At 67.8% G+C, this 22,778-nt stretch carries 22 protein-coding genes; 11 read left to right on the forward strand and 11 right to left on the reverse strand.

Going from position 1 to position 22,778, the window contains the following annotated elements:
* Positions 1 to 21: 21 nt before the first annotated feature.
* Entirely contained in the window at positions 22 to 1,155 is a 1,134-nt protein-coding gene (gene dnaN, locus CFP71_RS31990) for a DNA polymerase III subunit beta (protein ID WP_093937677.1), read from the reverse strand.
* Positions 1,156 to 2,264: 1,109 nt separating this feature from the next.
* Positions 2,265 to 3,896: a chromosomal replication initiator protein DnaA gene (gene dnaA / locus CFP71_RS31995; RefSeq protein ID WP_093937678.1), complete on the reverse strand. Its 1,632-nt coding sequence runs from the start codon at positions 3,894 to 3,896 to the stop codon at positions 2,265 to 2,267.
* A 602-nt stretch (positions 3,897 to 4,498) separates the two neighbouring features.
* On the opposite strand from dnaA, the gene rpmH reads away from it, so the two are divergent.
* The 10 genes from rpmH to CFP71_RS32045 all read left to right on the forward strand — a co-directional run bounded on the left by rpmH (position 4,499) and on the right by CFP71_RS32045 (position 11,122).
* Positions 4,499 to 4,642, forward strand: coding sequence for a 50S ribosomal protein L34 (rpmH, locus tag CFP71_RS32000; protein ID WP_005154511.1), 144 nt, complete (start codon positions 4,499 to 4,501; stop codon positions 4,640 to 4,642).
* Between the two features lie 23 nt (positions 4,643 to 4,665).
* Positions 4,666 to 5,076: a ribonuclease P protein component gene (gene rnpA, locus CFP71_RS32005; RefSeq protein ID WP_093937679.1), complete on the forward strand. Its 411-nt coding sequence runs from the start codon at positions 4,666 to 4,668 to the stop codon at positions 5,074 to 5,076.
* A 4-nt stretch (positions 5,077 to 5,080) separates the two neighbouring features.
* The gene (gene yidD, locus CFP71_RS32010; RefSeq protein ID WP_016338357.1) at positions 5,081 to 5,386 is read left to right on the forward strand and encodes a membrane protein insertion efficiency factor YidD; all 306 of its coding nucleotides are present in this window, start codon (positions 5,081 to 5,083) and stop codon (positions 5,384 to 5,386) included.
* Positions 5,387 to 5,390: 4 nt separating this feature from the next.
* On the forward strand, positions 5,391 to 6,494 hold the full coding sequence (yidC, locus tag CFP71_RS32015; RefSeq protein WP_093937680.1) for a membrane protein insertase YidC: 1,104 nt from the start codon (positions 5,391 to 5,393) through the stop codon (positions 6,492 to 6,494).
* A gap of 30 nt (positions 6,495 to 6,524) precedes the next feature.
* Positions 6,525 to 7,082 (forward strand): Jag family protein, encoded by a 558-nt coding sequence (locus CFP71_RS32020; protein ID WP_005154507.1) that lies wholly within the window; start codon positions 6,525 to 6,527, stop codon positions 7,080 to 7,082.
* A gap of 211 nt (positions 7,083 to 7,293) precedes the next feature.
* Complete coding sequence (gene rsmG / locus CFP71_RS32025; protein ID WP_093937681.1) at positions 7,294 to 7,974, forward strand: 16S rRNA (guanine(527)-N(7))-methyltransferase RsmG; 681 nt, start codon at positions 7,294 to 7,296, stop codon at positions 7,972 to 7,974.
* Positions 7,975 to 8,038: 64 nt separating this feature from the next.
* Positions 8,039 to 8,968, forward strand: a complete 930-nt coding sequence (locus tag CFP71_RS32030; protein ID WP_093937682.1) for a ParA family protein — start codon at positions 8,039 to 8,041, stop codon at positions 8,966 to 8,968.
* Positions 8,965 to 9,990: a ParB/RepB/Spo0J family partition protein gene (locus CFP71_RS32035; RefSeq protein ID WP_093937683.1), complete on the forward strand. Its 1,026-nt coding sequence runs from the start codon at positions 8,965 to 8,967 to the stop codon at positions 9,988 to 9,990. The genes CFP71_RS32030 and CFP71_RS32035 overlap by 4 nt, the downstream gene beginning before the upstream one ends.
* Before the next feature lie 122 nt (positions 9,991 to 10,112).
* Complete coding sequence (locus tag CFP71_RS32040; RefSeq protein ID WP_279629258.1) at positions 10,113 to 10,751, forward strand: HAD family hydrolase; 639 nt, start codon at positions 10,113 to 10,115, stop codon at positions 10,749 to 10,751.
* Positions 10,748 to 11,122 (forward strand): hypothetical protein, encoded by a 375-nt coding sequence (locus CFP71_RS32045; protein ID WP_093937685.1) that lies wholly within the window; start codon positions 10,748 to 10,750, stop codon positions 11,120 to 11,122. The genes CFP71_RS32040 and CFP71_RS32045 overlap by 4 nt, the downstream gene beginning before the upstream one ends.
* Positions 11,123 to 11,128: 6 nt before the next feature.
* Here CFP71_RS32045 and CFP71_RS32050 read toward each other — a convergent pair whose 3' ends face one another.
* The gene (locus tag CFP71_RS32050; protein ID WP_093937686.1) at positions 11,129 to 12,079 is read right to left on the reverse strand and encodes a D-alanine--D-alanine ligase family protein; all 951 of its coding nucleotides are present in this window, start codon (positions 12,077 to 12,079) and stop codon (positions 11,129 to 11,131) included.
* A gap of 37 nt (positions 12,080 to 12,116) precedes the next feature.
* On the reverse strand, positions 12,117 to 13,436 hold the full coding sequence (locus CFP71_RS32055) for an aminotransferase-like domain-containing protein (protein ID WP_093937687.1): 1,320 nt from the start codon (positions 13,434 to 13,436) through the stop codon (positions 12,117 to 12,119).
* A 194-nt stretch (positions 13,437 to 13,630) separates the two neighbouring features.
* On the opposite strand from CFP71_RS32055, the gene CFP71_RS32060 reads away from it, so the two are divergent.
* Positions 13,631 to 14,275, forward strand: coding sequence for a GNAT family N-acetyltransferase (locus tag CFP71_RS32060; protein WP_093937688.1), 645 nt, complete (start codon positions 13,631 to 13,633; stop codon positions 14,273 to 14,275).
* A gap of 374 nt (positions 14,276 to 14,649) precedes the next feature.
* Here CFP71_RS32060 and CFP71_RS32065 read toward each other — a convergent pair whose 3' ends face one another.
* From CFP71_RS32065 to murJ, 7 genes are all read right to left on the reverse strand, one after another.
* The gene (locus tag CFP71_RS32065) at positions 14,650 to 15,798 is read right to left on the reverse strand and encodes an N-acetylmuramoyl-L-alanine amidase (protein ID WP_005154474.1); all 1,149 of its coding nucleotides are present in this window, start codon (positions 15,796 to 15,798) and stop codon (positions 14,650 to 14,652) included.
* A gap of 251 nt (positions 15,799 to 16,049) precedes the next feature.
* Complete coding sequence (trxA, locus tag CFP71_RS32070; protein ID WP_005154472.1) at positions 16,050 to 16,376, reverse strand: thioredoxin; 327 nt, start codon at positions 16,374 to 16,376, stop codon at positions 16,050 to 16,052.
* A gap of 41 nt (positions 16,377 to 16,417) precedes the next feature.
* Entirely contained in the window at positions 16,418 to 17,413 is a 996-nt protein-coding gene (trxB, locus tag CFP71_RS32075; RefSeq protein WP_093937689.1) for a thioredoxin-disulfide reductase, read from the reverse strand.
* Positions 17,414 to 17,578: 165 nt separating this feature from the next.
* Entirely contained in the window at positions 17,579 to 18,364 is a 786-nt protein-coding gene (locus CFP71_RS32080; protein ID WP_093937690.1) for a hypothetical protein, read from the reverse strand.
* Positions 18,361 to 19,020, reverse strand: coding sequence for an RNA polymerase sigma factor SigM (sigM, locus tag CFP71_RS32085; RefSeq protein WP_026467183.1), 660 nt, complete (start codon positions 19,018 to 19,020; stop codon positions 18,361 to 18,363). Before sigM ends, CFP71_RS32080 begins: the two co-directional genes overlap by 4 nt.
* Positions 19,021 to 19,051: 31 nt before the next feature.
* A complete protein-coding gene (locus CFP71_RS32090; RefSeq protein WP_208636083.1) occupies positions 19,052 to 20,614 on the reverse strand; it encodes a protein kinase family protein in 1,563 nt (520 codons plus the stop codon).
* A 120-nt stretch (positions 20,615 to 20,734) separates the two neighbouring features.
* The gene (murJ, locus tag CFP71_RS32095) at positions 20,735 to 22,471 is read right to left on the reverse strand and encodes a murein biosynthesis integral membrane protein MurJ (RefSeq protein WP_244199919.1); all 1,737 of its coding nucleotides are present in this window, start codon (positions 22,469 to 22,471) and stop codon (positions 20,735 to 20,737) included.
* Between the last annotated feature and the right edge of the window lie 307 nt (positions 22,472 to 22,778).

Below are 22,778 nucleotides of genomic sequence, written 5' to 3' on the forward strand. Positions count from 1 at the left end.
CGAAAGAAAACTAAAGACCGGTCAGCCCGGGAGGCGAACCGGCATCAGCAGGTACAGGTAGCCGGGGACGACGTTGCCCTCTTCGTCGGCCGGCTTGATCAGCGCCGGCCGGTTCGGAGTGGTGAACGTCAGTTCCGCGCGGTTCGCGTTCAGCGCGCCGAGCCCGTCGACGAGGTACCCCGGGTTGAACGCGATGGTCACCGGCTCACCCTCGTAGTCGACCTGAAGCTCTTCTTCGGCCGAACCCTCGTCGTCGCCACCGGCGGAAAGCCGCAGCGAACCGTCCTTGAACTCCAGCCGCACCTGGGTGCCACGCTCGGCGACGAGCGAAACACGCTTGATCGACTCGGCGAGCGCGGAGACCTCGATGACCGCGCGCGACGTGTGCTGCGCGGGCAGCAGCTGCCGGTACGGCGGGAACTCCGCGTCGAGGAGACGGGTCGTGGTGTAGCGGCCGGAACCGGAGAGACCGAGGAGGCCCTCACCGCTGGCGAGCGCGAGGCGGATCTTGGCACCGCTGGCGCCGAGCGTCTTCGCGGCTTCGGCGAGCGTGCGCGCCGGGACGAGCACGGCGGCGTCGGACAGGCCCTCGGCCGGCTCCCAGGTGAACTCGCGCATCGCGAGCCGGAAGCGGTCGGTGGCGACCAGGGTCAGCGAGGAGCCGGAGATCTCCAGCCGCATGCCGGTCAGCATCGGGAGGGTGTCGTCCTTGCCCGCGGCGACGACGACCTGGGTGACGGCCTGGCCGAAGGCGTCGCCGGTGAGTTCACCGGCGAAGGCGGGCTGGGACGGGAGCTGCGGGTAGTCCTCGACCGGCATGGTCGGCAGGGAGAAGCGCGCGGAGCCGCAGGTGATGGTCGCGCGGGCGCCGTCGACGGAGATCTCCACCGGCTGCGCGGGCAGTGACTTGGTGATGTCGGCCAGCAGACGACCGGAGACCAGGAGGCGGCCGCCGTCGGCGATGGTGGCCGGGACGCCGACCGTGGCGGAGACCTCGTAGTCGAATCCGGAGACGGTGAGTGCGTCACTCGTCCCGTCGGATCCCGCATCGAGCAGGACACCGCCCAGAACCGGGACGGGGGGCCGCGACGGGAGGCTTCTCGCCACCCACGCGACGGCGTCGGCCAGCCCGTCACGCTCGACGCGGATCTTCATGCGCGCTTCCTTTCGACAGCCGAGCCCCTGACGGCTCGAAAGCTCAACGGGTCACCTCGGCCGGAGAGCGCGATGGCCAGGTGCCTCGCAGGTGTGTCCGGTCCGTGCGAGGACGCGAACGCACGTCGACACGCAGACCAGGTGCAGGGACCCACGTTAGGCCGTCCCCGGGGTCCGCGTCACCTCGGCCTCCCCTTGCTTTTGTCGACAAGACGACACGAGTCTCCGGCTGTCCCCAACTTCGTCCTTCGCCTGTTTTTGTTTTGTTCTCTTCTAGAGAAGAAGAAAAGACAGCAGTAGTAATAGGTGTTGTGGATTGTGTGGACAAGGCTCGTTCGCGCAGGTCCGGGCGCGTCCGACCCTGTGGACTCCGGGTGTGTACGGACGGTGGACAGCTCGGGCGTCCCGTGGATGGTTTCGAGCCACGCTCGATTTGTCCACAGTCATCCACAGTTGTCCCCACGGTTATCCCCAGCTGTGCGCCGATTTATACCCAGGGGCTGTGGGCCCGGTTCGTGACCGGAATCGCTCGGGAGAGTGATCCGAGCGGCTTGCGTCACCCTTGTGCACAAGATGTGGGCAACCTGGGGACAGCGTGTGGATCATGGTGTGGAAATGCTGTGGACTGCCTGTGAGTGCGATGTGGACGAAAATCCGATCGCCGCTGGCCCGGAGCCTGCCGGAGTTGTGCACAAGATACCCACAGCATGTGGATTCCCTTTGTACACAAGGGAAATCGCGAAGCTCTCTCACACGCGCTTCGGCTCCTTCGCGCCCTTCGCCCCTTCTCCTCAAGTACCCACCCTTCGCCGCTCTACACCCCCTTCAGACCTATGTAGACGGCTCGACGGCAGGAAGAAGGCATGAAGAAGGGGCTCCCACCTGGACAGTGAGAGCCCCTGAAACCCTTGTGTGCTAACGAATCGATGCTCAGATGACCCAACGGTCTCCCGGAAGCGCGCCAGCGCGACGGGAGACTTCACCGTCGAGCGCCCTCTTTCGGGCCGAAGGCCCAAGGAAACGTGATGAAGGGGCGCCCTCCGCTCTCAACCTGAGTTGGAAGCGGAACGACGCCCCTTCGGCACGTTTCCTTCAGCGCTCGACAGATATCACTGCCTGGCGCGTTGCTTGATCCTCGAAGTGAGCTCCTGGACCTGGTCGTAGATGCGCCGTCGTTCGGCCATCTCCTTGCGGATCTTCTTGTCCGCGTGCATGACGGTCGTGTGGTCGCGGCCGCCGAAGGTCTGTCCGATCTTCGGCAGCGACATGTCGGTCAGTTCGCGGCAGAGGTACATCGCGATCTGACGAGCTGTCGCGAGCGCCTTCGTCTTCCCGGGCCCGCAGAGGTCGTCGAGGGTCACGTCGAAGAACTCGGACGTGACGCCCATGATGGTCGGCGCGGTGATCTCCGGCGCGTGCGAGTCCGGGATGAGGTCCCGGAGCACGATCTCGGCGAGTGCGACGTCGACCGGTTGCTGGTTCAGCGACGCGAAGGCGGTGACGCGGATGAGCGCGCCTTCGAGCTCCCGGATGTTCGCCTCGACGCGCGATGCGATGAACTCCAGCACCTCGCCTGGAACCGCGAGCCGGTCTTGCGCGGCCTTCTTGCGGAGGATCGCGATCCGGGTTTCGAGTTCGGGTGGCTGGATGTCGGTGATGAGGCCCCACTCGAACCGCGTGCGCAGCCGGTCTTCCAGCGTTTCGAGGCGCTTGGGCGGGCGGTCGGAGGAGACGACGATCTGCTTGTTCGCGTTGTGAAGGGTGTTGAAGGTGTGGAAGAACTCTTCCTGCGTACCTTCTTTGCCTTCCAGGAACTGGATGTCGTCGACGAGCAGGATGTCGATGTCGCGGTAGCGGCGCTGGAAGGCGACCTTGCGGTCGTCGCGCAGCGAGTTGATGAAGTCGTTGGTGAACTCTTCGGTCGACACGTACCGCACACGCATGCCGGGGAACAGCCGCTGGGCGTAGTGCCCGACGGCGTGCAGCAGGTGGGTCTTCCCGAGTCCGGACTCTCCCCAGATGAACAACGGGTTGTACGCGCGTGCCGGTGCTTCGGCGACGGCGACCGCGGCCGCGTGCGCGAAGCGGTTCGACGCACCGATGACGAAGGTGTCGAACGTGTACTTCTCGTTGAGCTTCGTCTTCGACGTCTGCGGCTGGGCCGGCGCGGTGTAGGGCTGGCCCGCGATCGGCTGGCCGGAGAACGTCGGCCAGATCTCGGTCACGGCGGCGAGGGCCTCGCCCTCTTCGTCGACTTCTTCATCGCTGTCGTCGCCGTCGTTCAGGCTGTTGTCCACCGGCTGCTGCCGCGGCGGCCTCGGCTTCGGAGGCTCGGGCCGGGGCCTGGTCGGGGACAGCATGCCGTCACCGTCGGGCAGCGGAGGACTCCCCGGCATCGGGCCGGAACCGTTTTCCACCCGACCGGGTGAAGGGTCATAGCGAGGGCCGGGCGCGGGGGGCGGCATCGAGGTGTGCGTCTCGGTGCTGTCGACCTTCACCGCGAGGGAGACCGCGCGGCCGAGCCGGCGCGAGAGGGCTTCGGTGATCGCGCCGCGGAGGGCGCGTTCGATCGCTTCCTTGGCGAAGTCGCTGGGGGCGGCGAGGAGCGCGGTGCCGTCGAGCAGGCCGATCGGCCGGGTCACCCGCATCCAGGCGCGCTGCTGCGGGGAGAGGGTGCCATCGGACAGCTCGCGCACGACCTGTTCCCAGATGACGCCAAGATTGTGCTGGTGATCGGACACCTGCCTGACTCCCCTCCCCTCATTCGGTGCGTGCGTGAGATCACTCAGCGGCCCGAAACGCCGGGTCGAGCGTCATCATGGCCCGATCGGCTCATGCGCACAGCAAATATCCACATAGTTGTCCACAGCTGTGCACTAATGTACGGCGACCCGCGGTGAGCCCACCTGCGGGATCGACGTATGCCGACGGGACGCCTCCACATCCCCAAGGACACCCGGGCGCCTGCACCGTTCCACCTCGGCGAAAACCCGGGAGGGGCACGCTAACAAGCCCCGCTCGTTGCCACAAGGCATCCTCGCGCGCAAGCATTTCACGGTGTATGGCGTGTTGCCATTCGATGCCCGCGCGTCGTCGGTGATCACTCTCCCGGTACGGTCGCGGTCCGTGGTCGAGGGGGTGCCTGACGGGCCCTCGCGGTGGGTGCGTACCCTCGTAAGGTCTCCCGTATACAGCGGGGGCGTTTCGCGTGCCCACGTTGTCGTCGCTCGACGTGACGAGGCCACACGTTGGTAGGAGACACCAGAGACTGCCGTGCGTCAGCACGACACGCCAGGAACGGGTCGAACCGTTCCCGGCGGCCGAGAAACAGGAGAAGTTAGTCGTGAGCAAGGGTAAGCGCACCTTCCAGCCGAACAACCGCCGCCGCGCCCGGGTCCACGGATTCCGGCTGCGCATGCGGACCCGCGCCGGCCGGGCCATCCTGGCGGCTCGCCGTCGCAAGGGCCGCGGCGCGCTGTCCGCCTGATCCGGCCGCCGTCGAGGGACGTCGTGCTGCCGGCCGCCGCGAGGTTGCGGCGCAGTGAGGATTTCCGTGCCGTGATGCGGCGTGGGGCCAAGGCAGGCAGGCGCCGCCTCGTCGTCCATGCGTTGACCACGGACCCGCCCGATGCCGCCGAAGCGGCGCGGGCGGGTTTTGTGGTGAGCAAGGCCGTCGGCAATTCGGTGGTGCGCCACCGGGTGAGCCGCCGATTGAGGCATCTCGTTTCCGACCGGATCGGAACACTGCCGCCGGGGAGCTCGTTGGTGATACGGGCACTACCCCCGGCCGCGGACGCGTCCAGCGCGGAACTCGGCTCGGATCTCGACGCGTCGTTGCGGCGCCTCGGGCTGTCCGGGCACTCCGCCGTCGCCGGGAAGTCCCGCCAGACGCGACCCCCCGACAACGGATCAGCGGTGTAACGGCATGCGAGCCACCGAGAACGAGACCACCGAAGACGCCCGGCCCGGCCCGGTGGCATGGGTGTTGCTCCTGCCCATCAAGCTGTACCGCAAGGCGATCTCCCCCTTCCTTCCTCCGGCGTGCCGGTTCTACCCGAGCTGTAGCGCGTACGCCGTCGAGGCACTGACCCGGCACGGCGCCGGCCGCGGCACCTATCTCGCGGTCCGGCGCTTGCTGCGCTGTGGCCCGTGGACCATGCCCGGCCGCGATCCGGTACCCGAGACGTTCTCGTGGCGCCACCGCCGACCTGAAACACCGATCGAGGAGTAGCTCAGTGCTCGACTTCATCTACTACCCCGTGTCCTTCATCTTGTGGTGTTGGCACAAGGTCTTCGGGTTCGTTCTCGGCGAGTCGAACGCGATCTCCTGGATCCTCGCGATCATCTTCTTGACGTTCACGGTCCGCGGCATCATGTTCAAGCCGTTCGTGAACCAGGTCCGGTCGATGAAGAAGATGCAGGACTTCGCGCCGGAAATGAAGAAGATCCAGAAGAAGTACGCGAACGACCGGCAGCGCCAGGCGATGGAGATGCAGAAGCTCCAGAAGGAGCACGGCGTCAACCCGCTGGGCAGCTGCCTGCCGATGCTGCTCCAGATCCCGGTCTTCATCGGTCTGAACCACGTCCTGCGGATGTTCACGATCAACCCGTACGGCGGCCCGAAGACCGAGAACTACTTCTTCACCCAGGCCGGTGTCGACTCGTACGTCCACGCCAAGATCTTCGGTGTCACCCTCGGCGACGCCATCTACACCGGTGTCGGAATGGTCAGCGGTGGCAACACGGTCGCCGGCTTCCACTGGGGCGTCGCCCCGGTCGCGATCCCGCTGATGATCGTCGCCAGCATCGCCACGCACCTCACCGCGCGGCACTCGGTCCAGCGCCAGAACCCCGAGTCGGCCACCCCGCAGACCGCGATGATGAACAAGCTGACGATGTACATCTTCCCGCTCGGTGTCCTCGTCTTCGGTGCGCTGTTCCCGGTCGGCCTGCTCTTCTACTGGCTCGCCAACAACGGCTGGACCCTGATGCAGCAGCGTCTCGTCTACACGCGGATCGACAAGGAAGAAGAGGCCCGCAAGGAAGCCGAGAAGGAGAAGCGCGCGAACCTCGGCCCGAAGCCGGGTCAGAAGCCGACCGCGCCGCGCCCCGGCCAGAAGCCGGTCCAGCAGAAGAAGAACAAGCCGTCCGCCGGCGGTCAGGTGAAGAAGGCGGGCTCGCCCCACGGCTTCGCCCAGACCGGGTCTGCCACCGCGGCGGCGAAGGACACCACGAACGCAGCAGCCGAGCCGTCGACGAACGGCTCGAAGGAGAACGGCGCGGAGACGCCCGGTCTCATCTCGGACTCGACTAAGAAATCGGGCCGGAAGCGTCGCTGACGCCGATCCGGGCTGGAGAGGAGACCAACAATGGCGGAGACGATCGACACGATCGACGCCGAGGAGAACAGCGCGGCCGAGGTCGAAGGCGCCGCTGAAGAGACCGGTCGCAAGGGAGGTGTCGACGACGACGTCCTCGTGAAGGAGGGCGACATCGCCGGTGACTACCTCGAGCGGTTGCTCGACCTTCTGGACTACGACGGCGACATCGACCTCGATGTCGAGGCGGGCCGAGCGATCGTCAGCATCGACGGTGGCGAGGATCTGGAGAAGCTCGTCGGCCCGCGCGGCACCGTCCTCGAGGCGCTGCAGGAGCTGACCCGGCTGGCGGTCCAGCAGGAGACCGGTTCGCGGAGCCGTCTGATGCTGGACATCGCGGGCTGGCGCGCGGACCGTCGCGAGGAGCTTCGCGAGCTCGGCCGCTCGACAGCGGAGACGGTGGTCTCCTCCGGCGAGCGTGTCCGGCTCCAGCCGATGAGCCCGTTTGAGCGGAAGGTCGTGCACGACGCGGTCGCCGCCGTCGACGGGGTCAAGAGCGAGAGTGAAGGAGAAGACCCGAAGCGCCGGGTCGTCATCTTCCCCGCCTGACAGTCCTCTTGAGAGAAGCGGCCCGCCGGTCTTCCGGTGGGCCGCTTCTTTGTTATCAGGGTGAATTACACGCGTGGGGTTTCACGTGAAACGCGCGAGCCGAGTGGAGTTGTCCACAACTTCGGTCTGTCTCCCCGCTTTGCGGTCGGCGTCATGGACAATCAGCTGGAGCGCGTTTCACGTGAAACGGCGTCGAGATTGAGGAGCGAGAGTGAGCTTGGACGGGGTCGCCGCATCGGTACGGAGTGCGGCGTCGGAAGTGTTCGGAGACCGCGTCGAGCAAGCTGCCGGCTATGTCGAACTCCTGGAGCGTCACGGCGTCGAGCGCGGGCTCATCGGACCCCGTGAGGTCGACCGGCTCTGGGAGCGCCACGTCCTGAACTCGGCCGTGATCGGCGAGCGGATCCCCGACGGCGCCCGCGTGGTCGACGTCGGGTCGGGCGCCGGGCTTCCGGGCGTACCGCTCGCGATCAGCCGACCGGACCTCGATATCGTTCTGCTCGAACCGATGGCCCGCCGGGTCGACTGGCTGGCCGAGGTTGCCGAGAAGCTGGAACTCCCCATCACCGTTGTCCGCGGGCGCGCGGAAGAGCGGCAGGTACGCGAGGAGCTCGGTGGCGCGGATGTCGTCACCGCCCGGGCGGTCGCTCCCTTGGCCCGGCTCGCGAACTGGTGCCTCCCGCTCGTGCGTTCGCAAGGAACTCTGGTCGCCCTCAAAGGAGCGAGCGCCGGAGAGGAAATCGAACGCGATCGCGTCGCCGTCCGGAAGGCCGGCGGCGGAGAGCCGGAAGTCTTCGAGTGCGGCACGAAAGTGCTTGAAGTCCCCAGCACGGTCGTCGTGATCCACCGTCTGCCCCCGAAACCGTCGCGACAGCGTGGCAGGCGCAGCTAGTCCAGTTCCACGTGAAACAACGCAGAACGACTCCCACGTCTAATACAGAGGAGGCTCGAGACCGGTGACTCCCCCACCGTCCGACCCTGCGAGCACCGGCCACGAGCTCGGCTGGACGCCCATCGCCGAAGAAGCCGTCCGCGCGGCCAGCGTGCTGCATCCCAAGGAGGGCGCGCTCCCCCGGCCGAACCGCCGGCGTGTGCTGACCGTCGCCAACCAGAAGGGCGGCGTCGGCAAGACGACGAGCACGGTGAACCTCGCCGCCGCCCTGGCTGTCCACGGGCTCAAGACGCTCGTGATCGACCTCGACCCCCAGGGCAACGCGAGCACGGCGCTCGACATCGACCACCGCTCCGGCACGCCGTCGATCTACGAGGTGCTGATCGGTGAGGTCTCGCTCGCGGAGGCGGCGCAGCAGAGTGAGCAGTCGTCCAACCTCTACTGCGTGCCCGCGACCATCGACCTCGCCGGTGCCGAGATCGAACTCGTCTCGATGGCGTCGCGCGAGATGCGACTCAAGGAGGCGCTGTCCTCCGAGATCCTCGACGAGATCGGCGTCGACTACGTCTTCATCGACTGCCCGCCGTCGCTCGGTCTGCTGACCGTCAACGCGATGGTCGCCGCGCAGGAGGTGCTGATCCCGATCCAGTGCGAGTACTACGCGCTCGAAGGTCTGGGGCAGCTGCTGAGCAACATCGAGCTCGTCCAGGCGCACCTGAACCGCGAACTCAGCGTCTCCACGATCCTGCTCACCATGTACGACGGCCGGACGAAGCTGGCCGATCAGGTGACGAACGAGGTCCGGAACCACTTCGGGGACACTGTTCTTAAGACCGTCATCCCGCGCAGTGTGAAGGTCTCCGAGGCGCCCGGCTACGGGCAGACGGTCCTCGCGTACGACCCGGGTTCCCGGGGCGCGATGAGCTACGTGGACGCGGCGAAGGAGATCGCCCAGCGTGGGGTGGAGATGAAAGAAAGGAGCGGTACGGCATGAGCGAGCGCAGAGGGGGGCTCGGGCGCGGGCTCGCCGCCCTGATCCCGACCGGCCCGCCGCCGGGCTCCGCGGCACCGGCCGAGAACGGTTCGGCCGCGGTCCCCGCTCCCCCGGCCGGTTCGCCGGGGCCGTCCGGTCCGGACGACAAGGGCTGGTTCGCGGCCAACGGCGCGGCGGGTTCGCAGGGCGGCACGGTGGCGGGCGCGGTCTACCGCGAGGTGCCGGTCAGCCAGATCAAGCCGAACCCGAAGCAGCCGCGGCAGGTCTTCGACGAGGACGCGCTCAACGAGCTGGAGCACTCGATCCGCGAGTTCGGGCTCATGCAGCCCATCGTGGTCCGGGAGCTCGGCGCCGACGAATACGAACTCGTCATGGGCGAGCGGCGGCTGCGCGCGTCCCAGCTGGCGGAGCTGGAGGCGATCCCGGCGATCGTCCGGCAGACCGCCGACGAGGCGATGCTGCGCGACGCGCTGCTCGAGAACATCCACCGCGTTCAGCTCAACCCGCTCGAAGAGGCGGCCGCGTATCAGCAGCTGCTCGACGAGTTCGCGGTCACGCACGAGGAGCTGGCCGGCCGGATCGGGCGCAGCCGCCCTGTCATCACGAACACGATCCGCTTGCTCAAACTCCCCCTCGCGGTCCAGCGGCGGGTCGCCGCCGGGGTGCTTTCGGCGGGCCACGCGCGGGCGCTGCTCTCTCTCGAAGACGCCGACAGTCAGGAAGAGCTGGCCGCGCGGATCGTCGCGGAGGGTATGTCGGTCCGCGCGACCGAGGAAGCCGTCACGCTCAAGAAGAGCGAAAAGCCGGCCAAGCCGAAGCCCGCTCCTCGCAAGCCGATCCAGGCGCCTGGTCTTCAGGAACTGGCGAACCGGCTTTCGGACCGCTTCGACACCCGCGTGAAGGTCGACCTCGGTCGCCGTAAGGGCCGCATCACGCTCGAATTCGGCTCGGTGGACGATCTTGAACGCATCGTGGCGTTGATGGACGAAAATCAGGCAAAACAGACACGTGAAACCGATTAGGGATTACCCCAGGTCGTTTTGTCACGGTGACGATAGCTGTGTGATGACGAAGATGTGACGCTGAGTGCTTGAACTGGGGGGCAAGTGTGAAGGGGCTCTTCGGCGGTCGAAATCCGCGCGCGGTGATCTTCGACTGCGACGGATTGCTCATGGACACCGAGCCGTGTTGGTCGGTGGCCGAGACCGAACTGTTCTCACGGCGAGGTCTGCCGTTCGGGCCGGACGAGAAAGCGTTGGTGATCGGCAAGTCGCTACCGGCCGCCGCCGACGCGATGGCGGAAGTGTTCGGCGAACCCGGCGGCGGTGCCGGGATCGCGGACGAGTTGCTGAGGTTGGTGACCGAGGTCGTCACCGCGAAAGCGGAAGCGATGCCCGGCGCGCGTGAGTTGGTCGAACTGACCGCCGCCGCCGCCGTCCCGGTCGCCGTGGCGAGCAACTCGCCTCGAGCGCTCCTGGAGGCCGCACTTGTTCGCGGCGGGCTTTCTGAGATGTTTCCCGTGAAACTGGCCGCCGACGAGGTGGCCGCGCCGAAGCCGGATCCGGAGATGTACTCGACCGCCTGTGCCCTCTTGAACGTCGAGCCCGCGGACGCGCTGGCGTTCGAGGACTCGATGACCGGTCTCCGGTCGGCGCGGGCGGCGGGGGTGCCTGTCATCGGGGTACCCACGCTGAAGCAGCAGGACTTCCCCGCCGACGTCGTGATCGCTTCCCTGCGCGATGAAGAGTTGCTGACGTGGGTGCGCGGATGGACTCAGCGATGACTTTCGTTCGCTTTCAGAGCCCGACCCGCGACAAGCGAGGAAACTTCACGGGAGTCTTCGGTCTCGTCAACAACCTCGCTCGCGCCGGACGTCTCACCGTCGAACAAGAAGCCTTCCGCCGGACGAACAACGACTGGTACGACGCGAACTTCATCAATCCGGCGCACACCGATCCGAGCGTCTACGACGCCGAGGTGAATCCCGGCGCCGCGGCATGGTTCAAGACGAGCGCCCGGGTCTTCATCGAGCGGGTCGACGGCTACCTGGCGATTCTGGAGACGCACGAGATCCCGTGCGAGACCGTCCGGTCGGCGGATCCGGGGCGGATCATCTACGAAGACGAATTCCAGGTAGTCGTCGTCCGGAACTGAGGGACCTCAGCTCTTGCGGGAGATCGCCCGCCCGACGAGGTCGGCGAACACCGAGCCGAGGGTGGCGCCGGCGGCCTCGATCGCCACGGGCACGAGCGAAGTCTCAGTGAGACCCGGCGAGGGGTTCACCGCGAGGAAGTGGACCGTGCCGTCCTCGGTGATCATGGCGTCAGTGCGCGAAATGTCGCGAAGCCCGAGTTGCCGATGCACGGCGACGGCCAGCTCGCCGACCGCCTTGGCGGCGTCGTCGCTGATTCGCGCGGGCGTGAAGAAATCGGTCAGCCCGGCGGTGTAGCGGGCCTTGTAGTCGTACACACCGCTCTCAGGCACGATCTCGACCGCGGGAAGGGCTTCGGGGCCTTCTTCGCCTTCGATGACCGTCACGGCCACCTCGACGCCAGAGATGAACTTCTCCGCGAGAACGGTGTCGCCGTAAGCGAAGCAGCCGACCATCGCACCGGGCATCTCCGAGGCTTCCTTGACGACCTGGGCGCCCAGCGCCGAACCACCCTGGTCGGGCTTGAGGATCAGGGGCAGGCCCAGCGTCTCGACCATCGCGTCCAGTACGGCCTGCGCGCCGAGTTCACGGAAGGTACTGTGCGGCAGCACGACCCAGTCCGGCGTGGTGAATCCCGCGTCGGCGACGAGCGCCTTGGCCGTCGGCTTGTCCCACGCGCGGCGGCAGCCCTGCGAGCTGGTGCCGACGTAGGGCACGTCGAGCATCTCCAGCACGGTCTGCACCGCGCCGTTCTCCCCCTCGCCACCGTGCAGGGCGACGATCGCCGCGTCGGGGCGCTGGGTGCGAAGACGTTCGAGCAGACCGGCGTCGGTGTCCCATTCCTCGACGGTCAGGCCTTCCGCACGCAGCGCGACCGAGAGACGGCGCCCGGAGCGGAGTGAGACGTCGCGTTCGTGGGAAAGCCCGCCTGCGAGTACGGCAACGGTGCGGTCGACCACCGGGGACTCCTTTTGTTCTTTGGGGACGTCCGGTCGATCAGACCGTGTCCGGAGAGGGGTTCTGCGGCCCCGAGATCGAGCGTGGGCTCACGTTACCGAAGGTACGCGCGAGGTCCATTTCGGACTCGAGCACCGCGGCGAGCCGCCGGACGCCTTCGCGGATCCGCTCCGGCGTCGGGTAGCAGTAGGAAAGACGCAACTGTCTGCTGCCGAAACCATCTGTGTAGAAGCCGGTTCCGGAGGCGTACGCGACCCGGGCCGTGACGGCCCTCGGCAGCATCGCCTTCGTGTCCACGCCTTCGGGGACGGTCATCCAGACGTAGAACCCGCCGTCGGGTTTGGTCCAGCTGCAGCCGGCGGGCATGTGTTGTTCGAGGGCGGACAGGATCGCGTCCCGGCGCTCCCGGTAGTTCTCGCGGAAGGTCTTGATCTGACCCATCCAGTCGTGAGTCGAGAGGTATCGCGACACGATCAACTGGTTAAGCGTAGGCGGGCAAAGTGTCGCGGACTCGGCCGCGAGCACGAGTTTCTCCCGGACGGCGTGCGGCGCGAGCACCCAGCCGACCCGCAGGCCGGAGGCGAAAGTCTTCGAAAAAGAGCCCAGGTAAACGACGTTGTCGGGGTCGATCGAGCGGAGCGCCGGGTACGTCTGCCCGCCGAAGCCGAGCAGGCCGTACGGGTTGTCCTCGACGATGAGGATGTCGTTCTCCCGGCAGATCTCCACGATCTCCGCGCGCCGCTCGACGGCCAGCGTGACGCCGCCGGGGTTGTGGAAGTTGGGGATCGTGTAGAGGAACTTGACCCGGCGGCCGGCCTTGCGCGTTTCCGCGAGGGCGGCGCGCAGCCCTTCGGGGACCAGGCCGTGGTCGTCCATCGCGACGTGGACGACGTCCGCTTGGTACGCGGCGAACGAGCCGAGTGCGCCGACGTACGACGGTCCTTCGGCGATGATGACGTCGCCCGGGTCGCAGAACAGCCGGGTGACCATGTCGAGGCCCATCTGCGAGCCGACCGTCACGACGACGTCGTCCGGGTGGGCCTTGATGCCTTCGAGCGCCATGATTTCGCAGATCTGCTCGCGCAGCGCCGGGACGCCGTGCGCGGAGCCGTATTGGAGCGCGACCAGGCCGTCTTCGGCGATGAGCTCGCCGACCTGCGCGGACAACGTGTCCAACGGGAGCGCGGCGAGGTTCGGCATCCCGCCGGCGAGCGAGACCACTTCGGGGCGACTGGCCACCGCGAACAAGGCCCTGATCTCGGAAGCAGTCATCCCGGCGGTACGCACGGCGTAGCGGTCGAGATGAGGGTCGAGGTTGTGGCGGCCGGGCTCCGGCCGGACAGGGCGATTCTCGGTCATCAGGTGTTCACCCGTGCTTCGAAGTGGACATAGTCGCTACCGACTGGTAGTTCCATCGAGTGTAACCACCCTCCCTTGAGGGGCCCTGGCCTTCCGGTGTTCATCACATCGGCCTATCCTCGATCAGGACCCCTTCAGCGAGCCCTGCTCGGGACAGTGCTGCGTCGGGTGTCTTCGTTCAGGGAGGTCTGTCTGTGTCGCGTCGCGTCGTGGGCGTAACCCTGGACAACCTCGAGCATCTGCCCAAGAGCTGCCGCCGCTGCGTGTACTGGGAGCTGGCGCCGCATATGAAGGCGCAGGCCGAGGAATACGGCGCGACCGAGGTCGAAAAGGAAGCCTGGGTCTCCAGCGTGCTGCTGGAGTGGGGTTCCTGCGGGCGGATCGTCTACAGCGACACCCTGCCTGTCGGCTTCGTGCTCTACGCGCCACCGAACGCCGTGCCGCGTTCGCTGGCCTTTCCGACTTCGCCGCCCGGTCCGGACGCGGTCCTGCTGACCGCCTTCCAGGTCCTTCCCGAGTTCCAGGGCGGTGGACTCGGCCGGATGCTGGTGCAGGCCGTCGCGAAGGACCTGACCAAACGTGGTGTCCGCGCGATCGAAGCCTTCGGCGACGCCAAGCCCGAGGAGACCGATCCCGACGGCGGACACAGCTGCGTGCTGCCCGCCGCGTTCCTCCAGAGCGTCGGGTTCAAGACCGTGCGGCCCCATCCGCGCTGGCCGCGGCTGCGGCTGGAACTGCGGTCGGCGATCTCGTGGAAGGAAGACGTGGAGGCAGCCCTCGAACGGCTGCTCGGCCAGGTCTCCATCACGACCGCCGAACCGAGCCTGGGCCGCGCCTGACCTTCTCTCGCTGTTCCGGAGGCTTGAGTCCGTTTGCAATGAAAGCGTCCTTCATTGCGAAATTTGCTATGAAAGGCCCCTTCATTGCGCGCCCGCGAGGCCGCGTTAGCAGAGTTTCCGGGCGCGCGCAGTGGCCATCCCCCGGCCTGGGGACAGCTGTGGGTAACCCGCCGAGTTATCCACAGATCCCTGATAGGAGCGGTGGAAAATCTGTGGATGGGTAGGCTGGACCTGGGGACGCCCCCCGGGAAGGGCGGGGGCTGCGCACCGGGGGGATCTACGGGTGGCGTGGTCGGGAGTGGGGGCACACAACCGGTTGTGCCGAGCGGCTCGGCAGGGGGATGTGCGCCCGCGTGCGGGGTGTGGAGGAGTGGCTACTCCGCTTTGGCGAGTTCGTGGGCCAGGACGTCCGCGAAGGTGAACGTGCCTGTCGGCTGGTCCCCTTCGCCGAGGAGGTACAGGCGCTTCACGGCGACCAGGATGCCTTCGGCGACGACGTCGCGGAAAGCCGGGTCGGCCAGTTTGCGGCTGTCTTCCGGGTTGGTCAGGTAGCCGATCTCGATCCGCACCGCGGGGCAGCGGGTGCGGGTGAAGATCTCCCAGGTCTTGTAGTGCGTGCGGCAGTCGAGCATGCCGGTGCGGGCGGCCAGCTCGCGCTGGATGAAGCCCGCGAGCAGCTCACCGACGGTCGACGTGGTGCCGTTGCCGGTGCCGAAGTGGAAGCTCGCGACACCCTGCGCCTTCGGCGAGGGGTTCTTGTCGTTGTGCAGCGAGAGGAACAGGTCGGCGCCCGCCTCGTTCGCGAACTTGGCCCGGTCACCCTCGGTCGGGCTCTGGTTCGGGCCGCGCGAGATCAGCGCCTCCATGCCGGTGGCCTGCATCCGGCCTTCCAGCCGCCGCGCCAGGTCCCAGGCGATGTCCGCTTCACGCAGGTCACCCGCGACGACACCGAGGTCCTCGCCGCCGTGGCCAGGGTCGATCACGATGCGCTTGCCGCGCAGCCGCGGGCCCGCCTGGCGCACCTGCTCCTGCTCACGCAGGAACACGGGGCGGCCGCCGCGGGCACGCGGCGAAGAGAGCCGGTGCAGCTCGCGGATCGTGGCCGGACCGCACATGCCGTCGGCGACCAGGCGCATGTCGCGCTGGAAGGTCTTGAGCGCGCGTTCGGTCTGGGCGCCGAAGTGCCCGTCCGGGCGGCCGGCGTCGAAACCGAGTTCGGTCAGCCGCTCCTGGAGCGCGAAAACGTCGTCACCCTGCATGGGGGCGGAGAACATGTAGGTCAGCGGGCGGCTGCCGAGATGGAAGCCCGCGCCGCGAAGTGCCTGGTAGGTCGCCGGACCCACCAGACCGTCGGTGATGAGCCCACGGCGCTGCTGGAACGCGCGCACGGCATGTTCCATCGCCGTGTCGAAGACCTCGTACTCCCCGGATTCGGTCACCGGCGGGAGCAGCTCCATCGCCGCCAGCGTGGACCTGATCTCGGCGACGTCCGGTCCGGCGTCACCGCGGCGGAGTACCCGCATGCACTCCTCGCTCTTCCCTTTGGGGCACCGATCGAGCTCGATGCACGACTTTGAAAACCCTGCGGGGCGAACCCCGGTGCTCTATTGTGCCCTGTGAACTCTCGGTGAGCGCGGAGGCCCGGTCGGTGCGTCAAGTCCCCGTTCGGGGAACCCGTCCAGGCGTCGCCGTAACAGTCAGATCTACCCGTTCCGCCGAAAGACGAAACCCGGAGCCTGGGCAGGCCCCGGGTTTCGGCAGGTGAAACGCGAGATCAGAGGACGTCGGCGAGGTCCGAAAGCAGCGCGGCCTTCGGCTTGGCGCCGACGATCTGCTTCACCGGCTTGCCGCCCTGGAACAGGATCAGCGTCGGGATCGACATCACCTGGTAGTCACGCGCCGTGTTCGGGTTCGCGTCGATGTCGAGCTTGGCGATGGTCAGCTTCTCGCCGTTTTCCGCCGCGATCTCTTCGAGCACCGGGGCGACCATCTTGCACGGACCGCACCAGGTCGCCCAGAAGTCGACCAGGACGGGCTTCTCGCTCGTCAGCACGTCGTCGACGAACGTCTTGTCGGTCACCGTCACGGTGTTGTTGGCCATGGTGTCTCCTCCTGGGGGTGGTGAACTCCGGTGCGGGAAAGTCAGTTGGTGGTGGCGCCGTAGCCGCCGCCGACCAGCTCAGGCGTCTCCTGGGCGGTCTCGACGCCGGCGTGCTCCGCCAGCCATCGTTCCGCGTCGATCGCCGCGGCGCAGCCCGAACCCGCGGCGGTGATCGCCTGCCGGTACGTGCGGTCGACCAGGTCCCCGGCCGCGAAAACGCCGGGAAGGTTCGTGTACGAGGTCCGGCCCTGGGTGAGCACGTAACCGTCCTCGTCGAGGTCCACCTGACCGCGCACCAGTTCGCTGCGCGGGTCGTGACCGATGGCGACGAAGAACCCGGTCACGTCCAGCTGCGACTCCTCGCCGGTCACCGTGTCCTTGAGCTTCAGGCCTTCGACCTTGCCCTCACCCTCGACCCCGGTGATCTGCTTGTTGAGCGCCCACTTGATCTTCTCGTTCTCGCGGGCCCGCTCCAGCATGATCCTGGAGGCGCGGAACTCCTCGCGACGGTGGACGATCGTGACGGACTTGGCGAACTTCGTCAGGAAGGTCGCCTCCTCCATCGCGGAGTCGCCGCCGCCGGCGACCACGATGTCGTGGTCGCGGAAGAAGAACCCGTCGCAGGTGGCACAGGCCGAAACACCGCGGCCGAGCAGCTCCTGCTCGCCGGGCACGTTCAGGTAGCGTGCCGCGGCGCCCATCGAGAGCACGACCGCGCGGGCCGCGTAGCGCTCGCCGTTCGCGACGACGTACTTGACGTCACCGGTCAGCTCGACGGACTCGACGTCCTCCTGGCGCAGGTCCGCGCCGAAACGCTTGGCCTGCTCGCGCATCTCTTCCATGAGGTCGGGACCCTGGATGCCTTCGCGGAAGCCGGGGAAGTTCTCGACCTCCGTCGTCGTCATCAGCGCACCGCCGAACTGAGTCCCCTCGAACACCAGCGGTTCGAGCTGCGCTCGTGCCGCGTAGACAGCGGCGGTGTATCCCGCAGGACCCGATCCCACAATGATCAGGTTCCTGATCTCCTCGGCAGCCACCCGTGACCTCCGCTCGTAGTGACCTGTTCAGCAGGCTCAACACGATCGTAAGGGCCGGTGTTCCCGGGGTGACCGGCGCTACTTCTCCTGCCCTGCTCCCAGGCGACAGCAAAGGTCCCTTGCTCCTCCCGGACGTCGCCGGGGAGCAAGGGACCTTTGGTATCGCTACTTCTGGCCGATGATCTTGTCGAAGAGGACCGACGGCTTGCCAGGGCCGCAGTCGGACCCGAAGGCGACGATGCGGAACTGGGCGAGCTTGCCTGTGGTGTAGATCACCATCACGCCGTCCTTGCCCGCGACGTTCACCGGCCGGATGCCCTCCGGCCGCACGTCAGGGTCCAGTCCGGCGGCCTCGACGCAGGCGTCCAGCTTCTCTTCGGTCTTCAACGAGCCGAAGTCGCGGACGCCGAGCGCCTTGCCGAGGAGCGCTTCCGCCCCGTTGCCGTCACCGCCGACCGAAGGGCCGGTGGGGGCGGGCGGAGGCTGCGCGACGCCGCCCGGCGTCGTCTGCTGGGTGGTGGGCACGACGATCGCGACGGCGGCGATGGCCGCCGCGGCCACGGTCGCTATCCCGGCGCCCCAGCCGATCCGCTTGTTCCGCCGCCGCCGTGCGGCCGCGAGGTCCACCACCGGGGCGACCTGCGCCTGCTGCCCTTGAGGTGCGCCCTGAAAGGCAGGCGACGTCCGCATCTCGGCGGCCAGTGCCGCGTCGATCCGCGCCGCGTACTCCGCCGGCATGGGTGCGACAGGCTCGTTCGCGAGTGACGCGAGGTCGGCCGTGGTCGCTTCGAGTGCTTCGATGATCGCCAGTGCTTCGGGGTCGGCGTTCACCAGCGGCCACAGTTCGGCCGCCTCCCGCTCGTCCAGTACACCTGCGTGCAGGTCGGCGAGCACATCGACAGACCACGGCGGACCGACGGTCCCGCCGATCCCCCTGCTCTCGTCTGTCATCTTCCCTCCCCGTCACCCGGCGTGCCCTGAGGACGCCTGGCACCCCGTTCCGGGGTAGCGCGCTCTCGTTTGCTTTCGTGAGTTGGGACGTTCGCAATCGCATCGGGGTTCCGCAGATGTCCGAGAACCTTCGCGAGCTTTCCGCGGCCTCGGGCACACCTGCTCTTCACCGTGCCCTCGGCGATGCCGAGCATCTTCGCCGTCTCGGCGACGGAGTATCCCTCGACGTCGACCAACACGATCGGGGCACGTTGCTCTTCGGGAAGCTGGTCGAGGGCTTCCTTGACCACGAGGCTCGTCTCGCGCTCGGACATCGAGTCGCGCGGCGAGGCGGGTTCGTTGAACTGCCCGGTCTCGGGCAGCGGAACGGTCGGTCTGGCCTTGCCCCGCCGGATGCGGTCGAGGCACGCGTTCACGACGATGCGGTGCAACCACGTCGTGACCTGCGATTCGGCTCGGAAATTGCCCGCTGCTCGGAACGCGGAGATGAAGGCGTCCTGCAGGGCGTCCGCGGCTTCTTCCGGATCCCGCACGGTGCGCAGGGCCACCGCCCACATGCGGTCTCGATGTCGCTGGACCAGTTCACTGAACGCGTGCGGGTCACCGGCGGCATGCGCCGCTATGAGATCCGCGTCCGTTGGAGCTGCAGCTGTCACCCGGGAGAGCCTACTGACCCGGTGTTCGGCGTCACCCCGCAGGCAGGAACGTCAGCTCTTTGAGTTCGGTGACGAACTTGCCGTCGCCATCTTCACCCAGCTGAGTGATCCAGACGATGAAGTACTGACCCTGCTGCGGCTGCTGCAACGCGATGGTCGATTCACCCGCCGCGAGGTCCCCGCTGCCGACGACCTTCGTCTCGTCGAGCTTCGGGTTCTTCTTGTCGGCGGAGCGGATCTCGACCTTCGAGCCGGGGCTGCCCGCGTCGATCTTGACCTGGCTGAGGTTGATCGGGTCCTTGAAGGTCACGACCAGCCCGACACCGTTCTTGAGGACCGGGAACTGCTCGTCGTAGTCGTCGGTCTTCCACACGGTGCCCGGGTCGCCGTCCGTGGCGTTCTTGGCGCGGCCGGGGCTGTCGCCCTTGCTGCCCGGGTTGAACACGGCGACGGCCGACGGCTTCACCGCTGCCCCCACGGTGGGACCCGGCGGCGGCTGCTGCGCGGGCGGGGGCTGTTCGCCCGACGGCGGCGGAGCGGTCGAAGACGACGACGCGGCGACGTTCAAGTTCGGACCGCTGGACTTCGATTCGCCCTGGAACAGGTTGATCAGCATCATCCCGCCCCAGGCGAGGATGACCACGGTCGCGACGACCAGCACGGTCACGCCGAACGCCAGCTTCTTGCGCCGCGCGACGTCCTTGACCGGCTTCTTCGTCGTCCAGACCGTGCCGTCCGGTTCGGCGACGGCCTCTTCCTCGCCGACGGCCTTGATCAGCTGGGTGCGTTCCTCGGCTTCGGCGGCCTGGTCCAGCACGCGCAGGATGGCCGCGCTGGTGCGGATGCCGCCGTGGCCGCCGTCCTCGATGGTGCGGACGGCGAGCGAGGACAGCTCGACCGGCACCGTCGGGACCAGTGAACGCGGCGGGATGACCCGTCCGGTCGGCGCGTGCGGCGCCGCCGGGATCGCGGCCGGACCGCCGGGCAGGGCCCAGCGACCGGTCAGCAGCAGGTACAGGACCGCGCCGAGCGCCTTGACGTCGTCGCGAAGGGTGGCTTCGGGCAACGGGCCCGGGAACGCGAGCTTCAGCGCGCCGTCCGGGGTGAGCCGCAGGCGCTGCGGATGGTCGAGGCCGAGGACGAGACCGTTCTGGTGGGCGTGATCGACGGCTTCCGCCAGTGCCTGCACCATCCTGGCCGCCGCGGCCGGCGCCACCGGGCGCTGCGCCACCAGGTCGACCAGGTCGCTGCCCTTGGTCCATTCCGCCACGACGACACCGAGCAGACCTTCGCTCGAGGTGACGCCGCTGCCGAGGCTCAGCACGTCGAGGACGCGCGCGACCCCGCCGTGGCCGAACTTCGAGGCGTGCGCGGCACGCTCCAGCGTCCGGCGCGCGAGCCTCGCGGCCTCCGCGTCCGCGGGGTCGCCGACCAGCAGCGTCAGCGCCACGTCCCGCTTCAGCTGCCCGTCACGGGCGCGCCAAAGATGCGCCGCCGCCCGCTCGTCCACCCCGAACTGTGCGAGCAGGCGATACCGGCCGTCACCGACGACCCGGCCAGGGGCCAGCGACCCGCCTTGGGCACGAACGCCCACCTGGCTCGCCTCCCCTGCCTGTTCGCTCCGTCTCGTATCCACCGCACTCTCCCGCGTAGCTCCCGCCCCGAGGGTACCCAGAATACGACCCGTGAACGCGCGCCATCCGTGCGTGAATCGTTATCGCCGCTTGATCAACCGGGTGATCCTCGCCGTGGCGGGCTTCAATTCCTCGACCTTCAGGGCCATGAGCACGCCGAACGACACCACGATCCCGACGATGGTTTGCAGCAGAAGTTTCACCCAGGCATGGAAAGTAGGCCCGAACGAGTCAGGCACGACCTGCCCGGCGAGCCACGCCGCGCCGACCCCGAGCACGCTCGCGACGACCGTGAAGAGGATCACCCCGAGAACCCGCTTGCTCCGCAGGTTTCCGAGCGTCACCCACAGCCAGACCTGACCGAGGATCGCGCCGACGACGAACGTGAGGCCGTTGACCATCATCACGCCGAGCACGATGTTGTCCGGCGACAGCAGCGCCGGGCACAGGTACAGCAGCGGCACCTTGACCACGGTCATCACGATCATGATCAGCACCGGCGTCCGCGCGTCCTTCATCGCGTAGAACACCCGCATCTGGAGCATGACCAGCGCGTACGGCAGCAGCGCGAACGCCGAGATGGCCAGCGCCTCGCCCAGCCGCGTCGCGTCCTCGATCCTGCCCTTGCCCAAGGTGAACAGGGCGATACCGACCGAACCGCCCACCACGGTCATCACCGCGGAGATCGGCAGCAGCGTCACCGTCGAGATCCGGGAGGCGTACGAGAGGTCGCCGATCAGCTTCTTGTGGTCGCCGTCCGCGGCCGCGCGGCTCATCCTCGGCATGATCGCGGTCAGCAGCGACACGCCGATGACGCCGTACGGCAGCTGGAAGAGCAGCCACGCGTTGCTGTACGCGGTCACACCGCCTTCCGAACCGCTGGTCAGCACGCGGGTCGTGATCGTGTAGCCCACCTGGCTGACCGCGACGTAGCCGACGGTCCACAGCGCGAGCCCGCCGAACTCCTTCATGCGCTTGTCGATGCCCCAGCGCCACTTGGGCTTGAACCCCGACCGCAGCAGCGGCGGGATCAGCAGCACGGACTGCGCCACGATGCCCGCTGTCACGCCGAGGCCCAGCGTGAGTACCTTCGGGTCGGTGATCGACACCGGATTCGTGGAGATGTCCCCCGGCATGATCCACACCACGAGGATCGTGAAGATGACGACCAGGTTGTTGATCACCGGCGCCCAGGCCGTCGGGCCGAAGATGTGCTTCGCGTTCAGGATCGCCGAGAGCAGGGCGAACACGCCGTAGAAGAAGATCTGCGGCAGCAGCAGGTACGCGAAAGCGGTGACCAGGTCAGGGTTCGCCTGCCCCTTGTCGTCGACGTAGAGCTTGGTGATCAGCGGCGCGGCGAAGACCGCGATCGCCGTCCCGACGACGAGCAGTGTGCCCGCCACCGTCACCAGCCGCTGGGTGTAGGCCTCGCCGCCGTCCTTGTCGTCCTGCGACCGCACGAGCAGCGGCACCACCAGGCTGGACAGCACGCCGCCCATCAGCAGTTCGAAGATGATGTTCGGCATCGTGTTGGCGACGTTGAACGAGTCGTTCTCGACCTTGGCGCCGATGGCCGCGACCAGCAGCAGCTTCCACGCGAAACCGGTGATGCGGCTGATCAGCGACGCGATCGCCATCCGGCCGCTGGATTTGGCGATGGACGGCGCCTGCGCCGGGGCGGCGACCTCTTGTTCGCCGGTCTCCCCCGGCCGCGGTTTGACCAGCGGCGCGTCCTTGATCGCAGGCATGACCTGCGTGGCGAGCTGGTCGTACGGGCGGAGGACGTCGGGGTCGGCGACCGGCCAGCGCGAGCCCATCGGGACGCCGGGGGTGCGCGGGATGAACCGCGTCGCGTCGGGTTCGTCGCGCCGGTCGACCTGCCACGGGCGGACCGGTGGCGGCTGGCGGCGCCCACGATGCGGCGGGGGCGGCGTCTGGTGAGGAGCCTGATGCGGCCCCTGCGGCGGCGGCCCCGAAGGGCGGCGCGGAGCAGGATTCTGGGTCGGCTGCGGCAGCGGCGGGCCCTGCTGCTGCGGTGGCGGAACCTGCTGACGACGGGTCGGCGGTGGCGCGTTCCGCGGCGGTGCCTGGTTCTGGGGCGGCCTCAGCCGCCGTGTCTCGTCG

It is taken from the genome of Amycolatopsis thailandensis (genome assembly GCF_002234405.1).
GTDB lineage: Bacteria > Actinomycetota > Actinomycetes > Mycobacteriales > Pseudonocardiaceae > Amycolatopsis > Amycolatopsis thailandensis.

Coding starts and splice junctions, on each gene's coding strand:
- dnaN (WP_093937677.1), bottom strand. CDS start 1,155: ATGAAGATCCGCGTCGAGCGTGACGGGCTGGCCGACGCCGTCGCGTGG.
- yidD (WP_016338357.1), top strand. CDS start 5,081: ATGCGAGCCACCGAGAACGAGACCACCGAAGACGCCCGGCCCGGCCCG.
- CFP71_RS32020 (WP_005154507.1), top strand. CDS start 6,525: ATGGCGGAGACGATCGACACGATCGACGCCGAGGAGAACAGCGCGGCC.
- CFP71_RS32035 (WP_093937683.1), top strand. CDS start 8,965: ATGAGCGAGCGCAGAGGGGGGCTCGGGCGCGGGCTCGCCGCCCTGATC.
- CFP71_RS32045 (WP_093937685.1), top strand. CDS start 10,748: ATGACTTTCGTTCGCTTTCAGAGCCCGACCCGCGACAAGCGAGGAAAC.
- CFP71_RS32055 (WP_093937687.1), bottom strand. CDS start 13,436: ATGACCGAGAATCGCCCTGTCCGGCCGGAGCCCGGCCGCCACAACCTC.
- CFP71_RS32065 (WP_005154474.1), bottom strand. CDS start 15,798: ATGCGGGTACTCCGCCGCGGTGACGCCGGACCGGACGTCGCCGAGATC.
- trxA (WP_005154472.1), bottom strand. CDS start 16,376: ATGGCCAACAACACCGTGACGGTGACCGACAAGACGTTCGTCGACGAC.
- CFP71_RS32080 (WP_093937690.1), bottom strand. CDS start 18,364: ATGACAGACGAGAGCAGGGGGATCGGCGGGACCGTCGGTCCGCCGTGG.
- murJ (WP_244199919.1), bottom strand. CDS start 22,471: ATGGGCTCGCGCTGGCCGGTCGCCGACCCCGACGTCCTCCGCCCGTAC.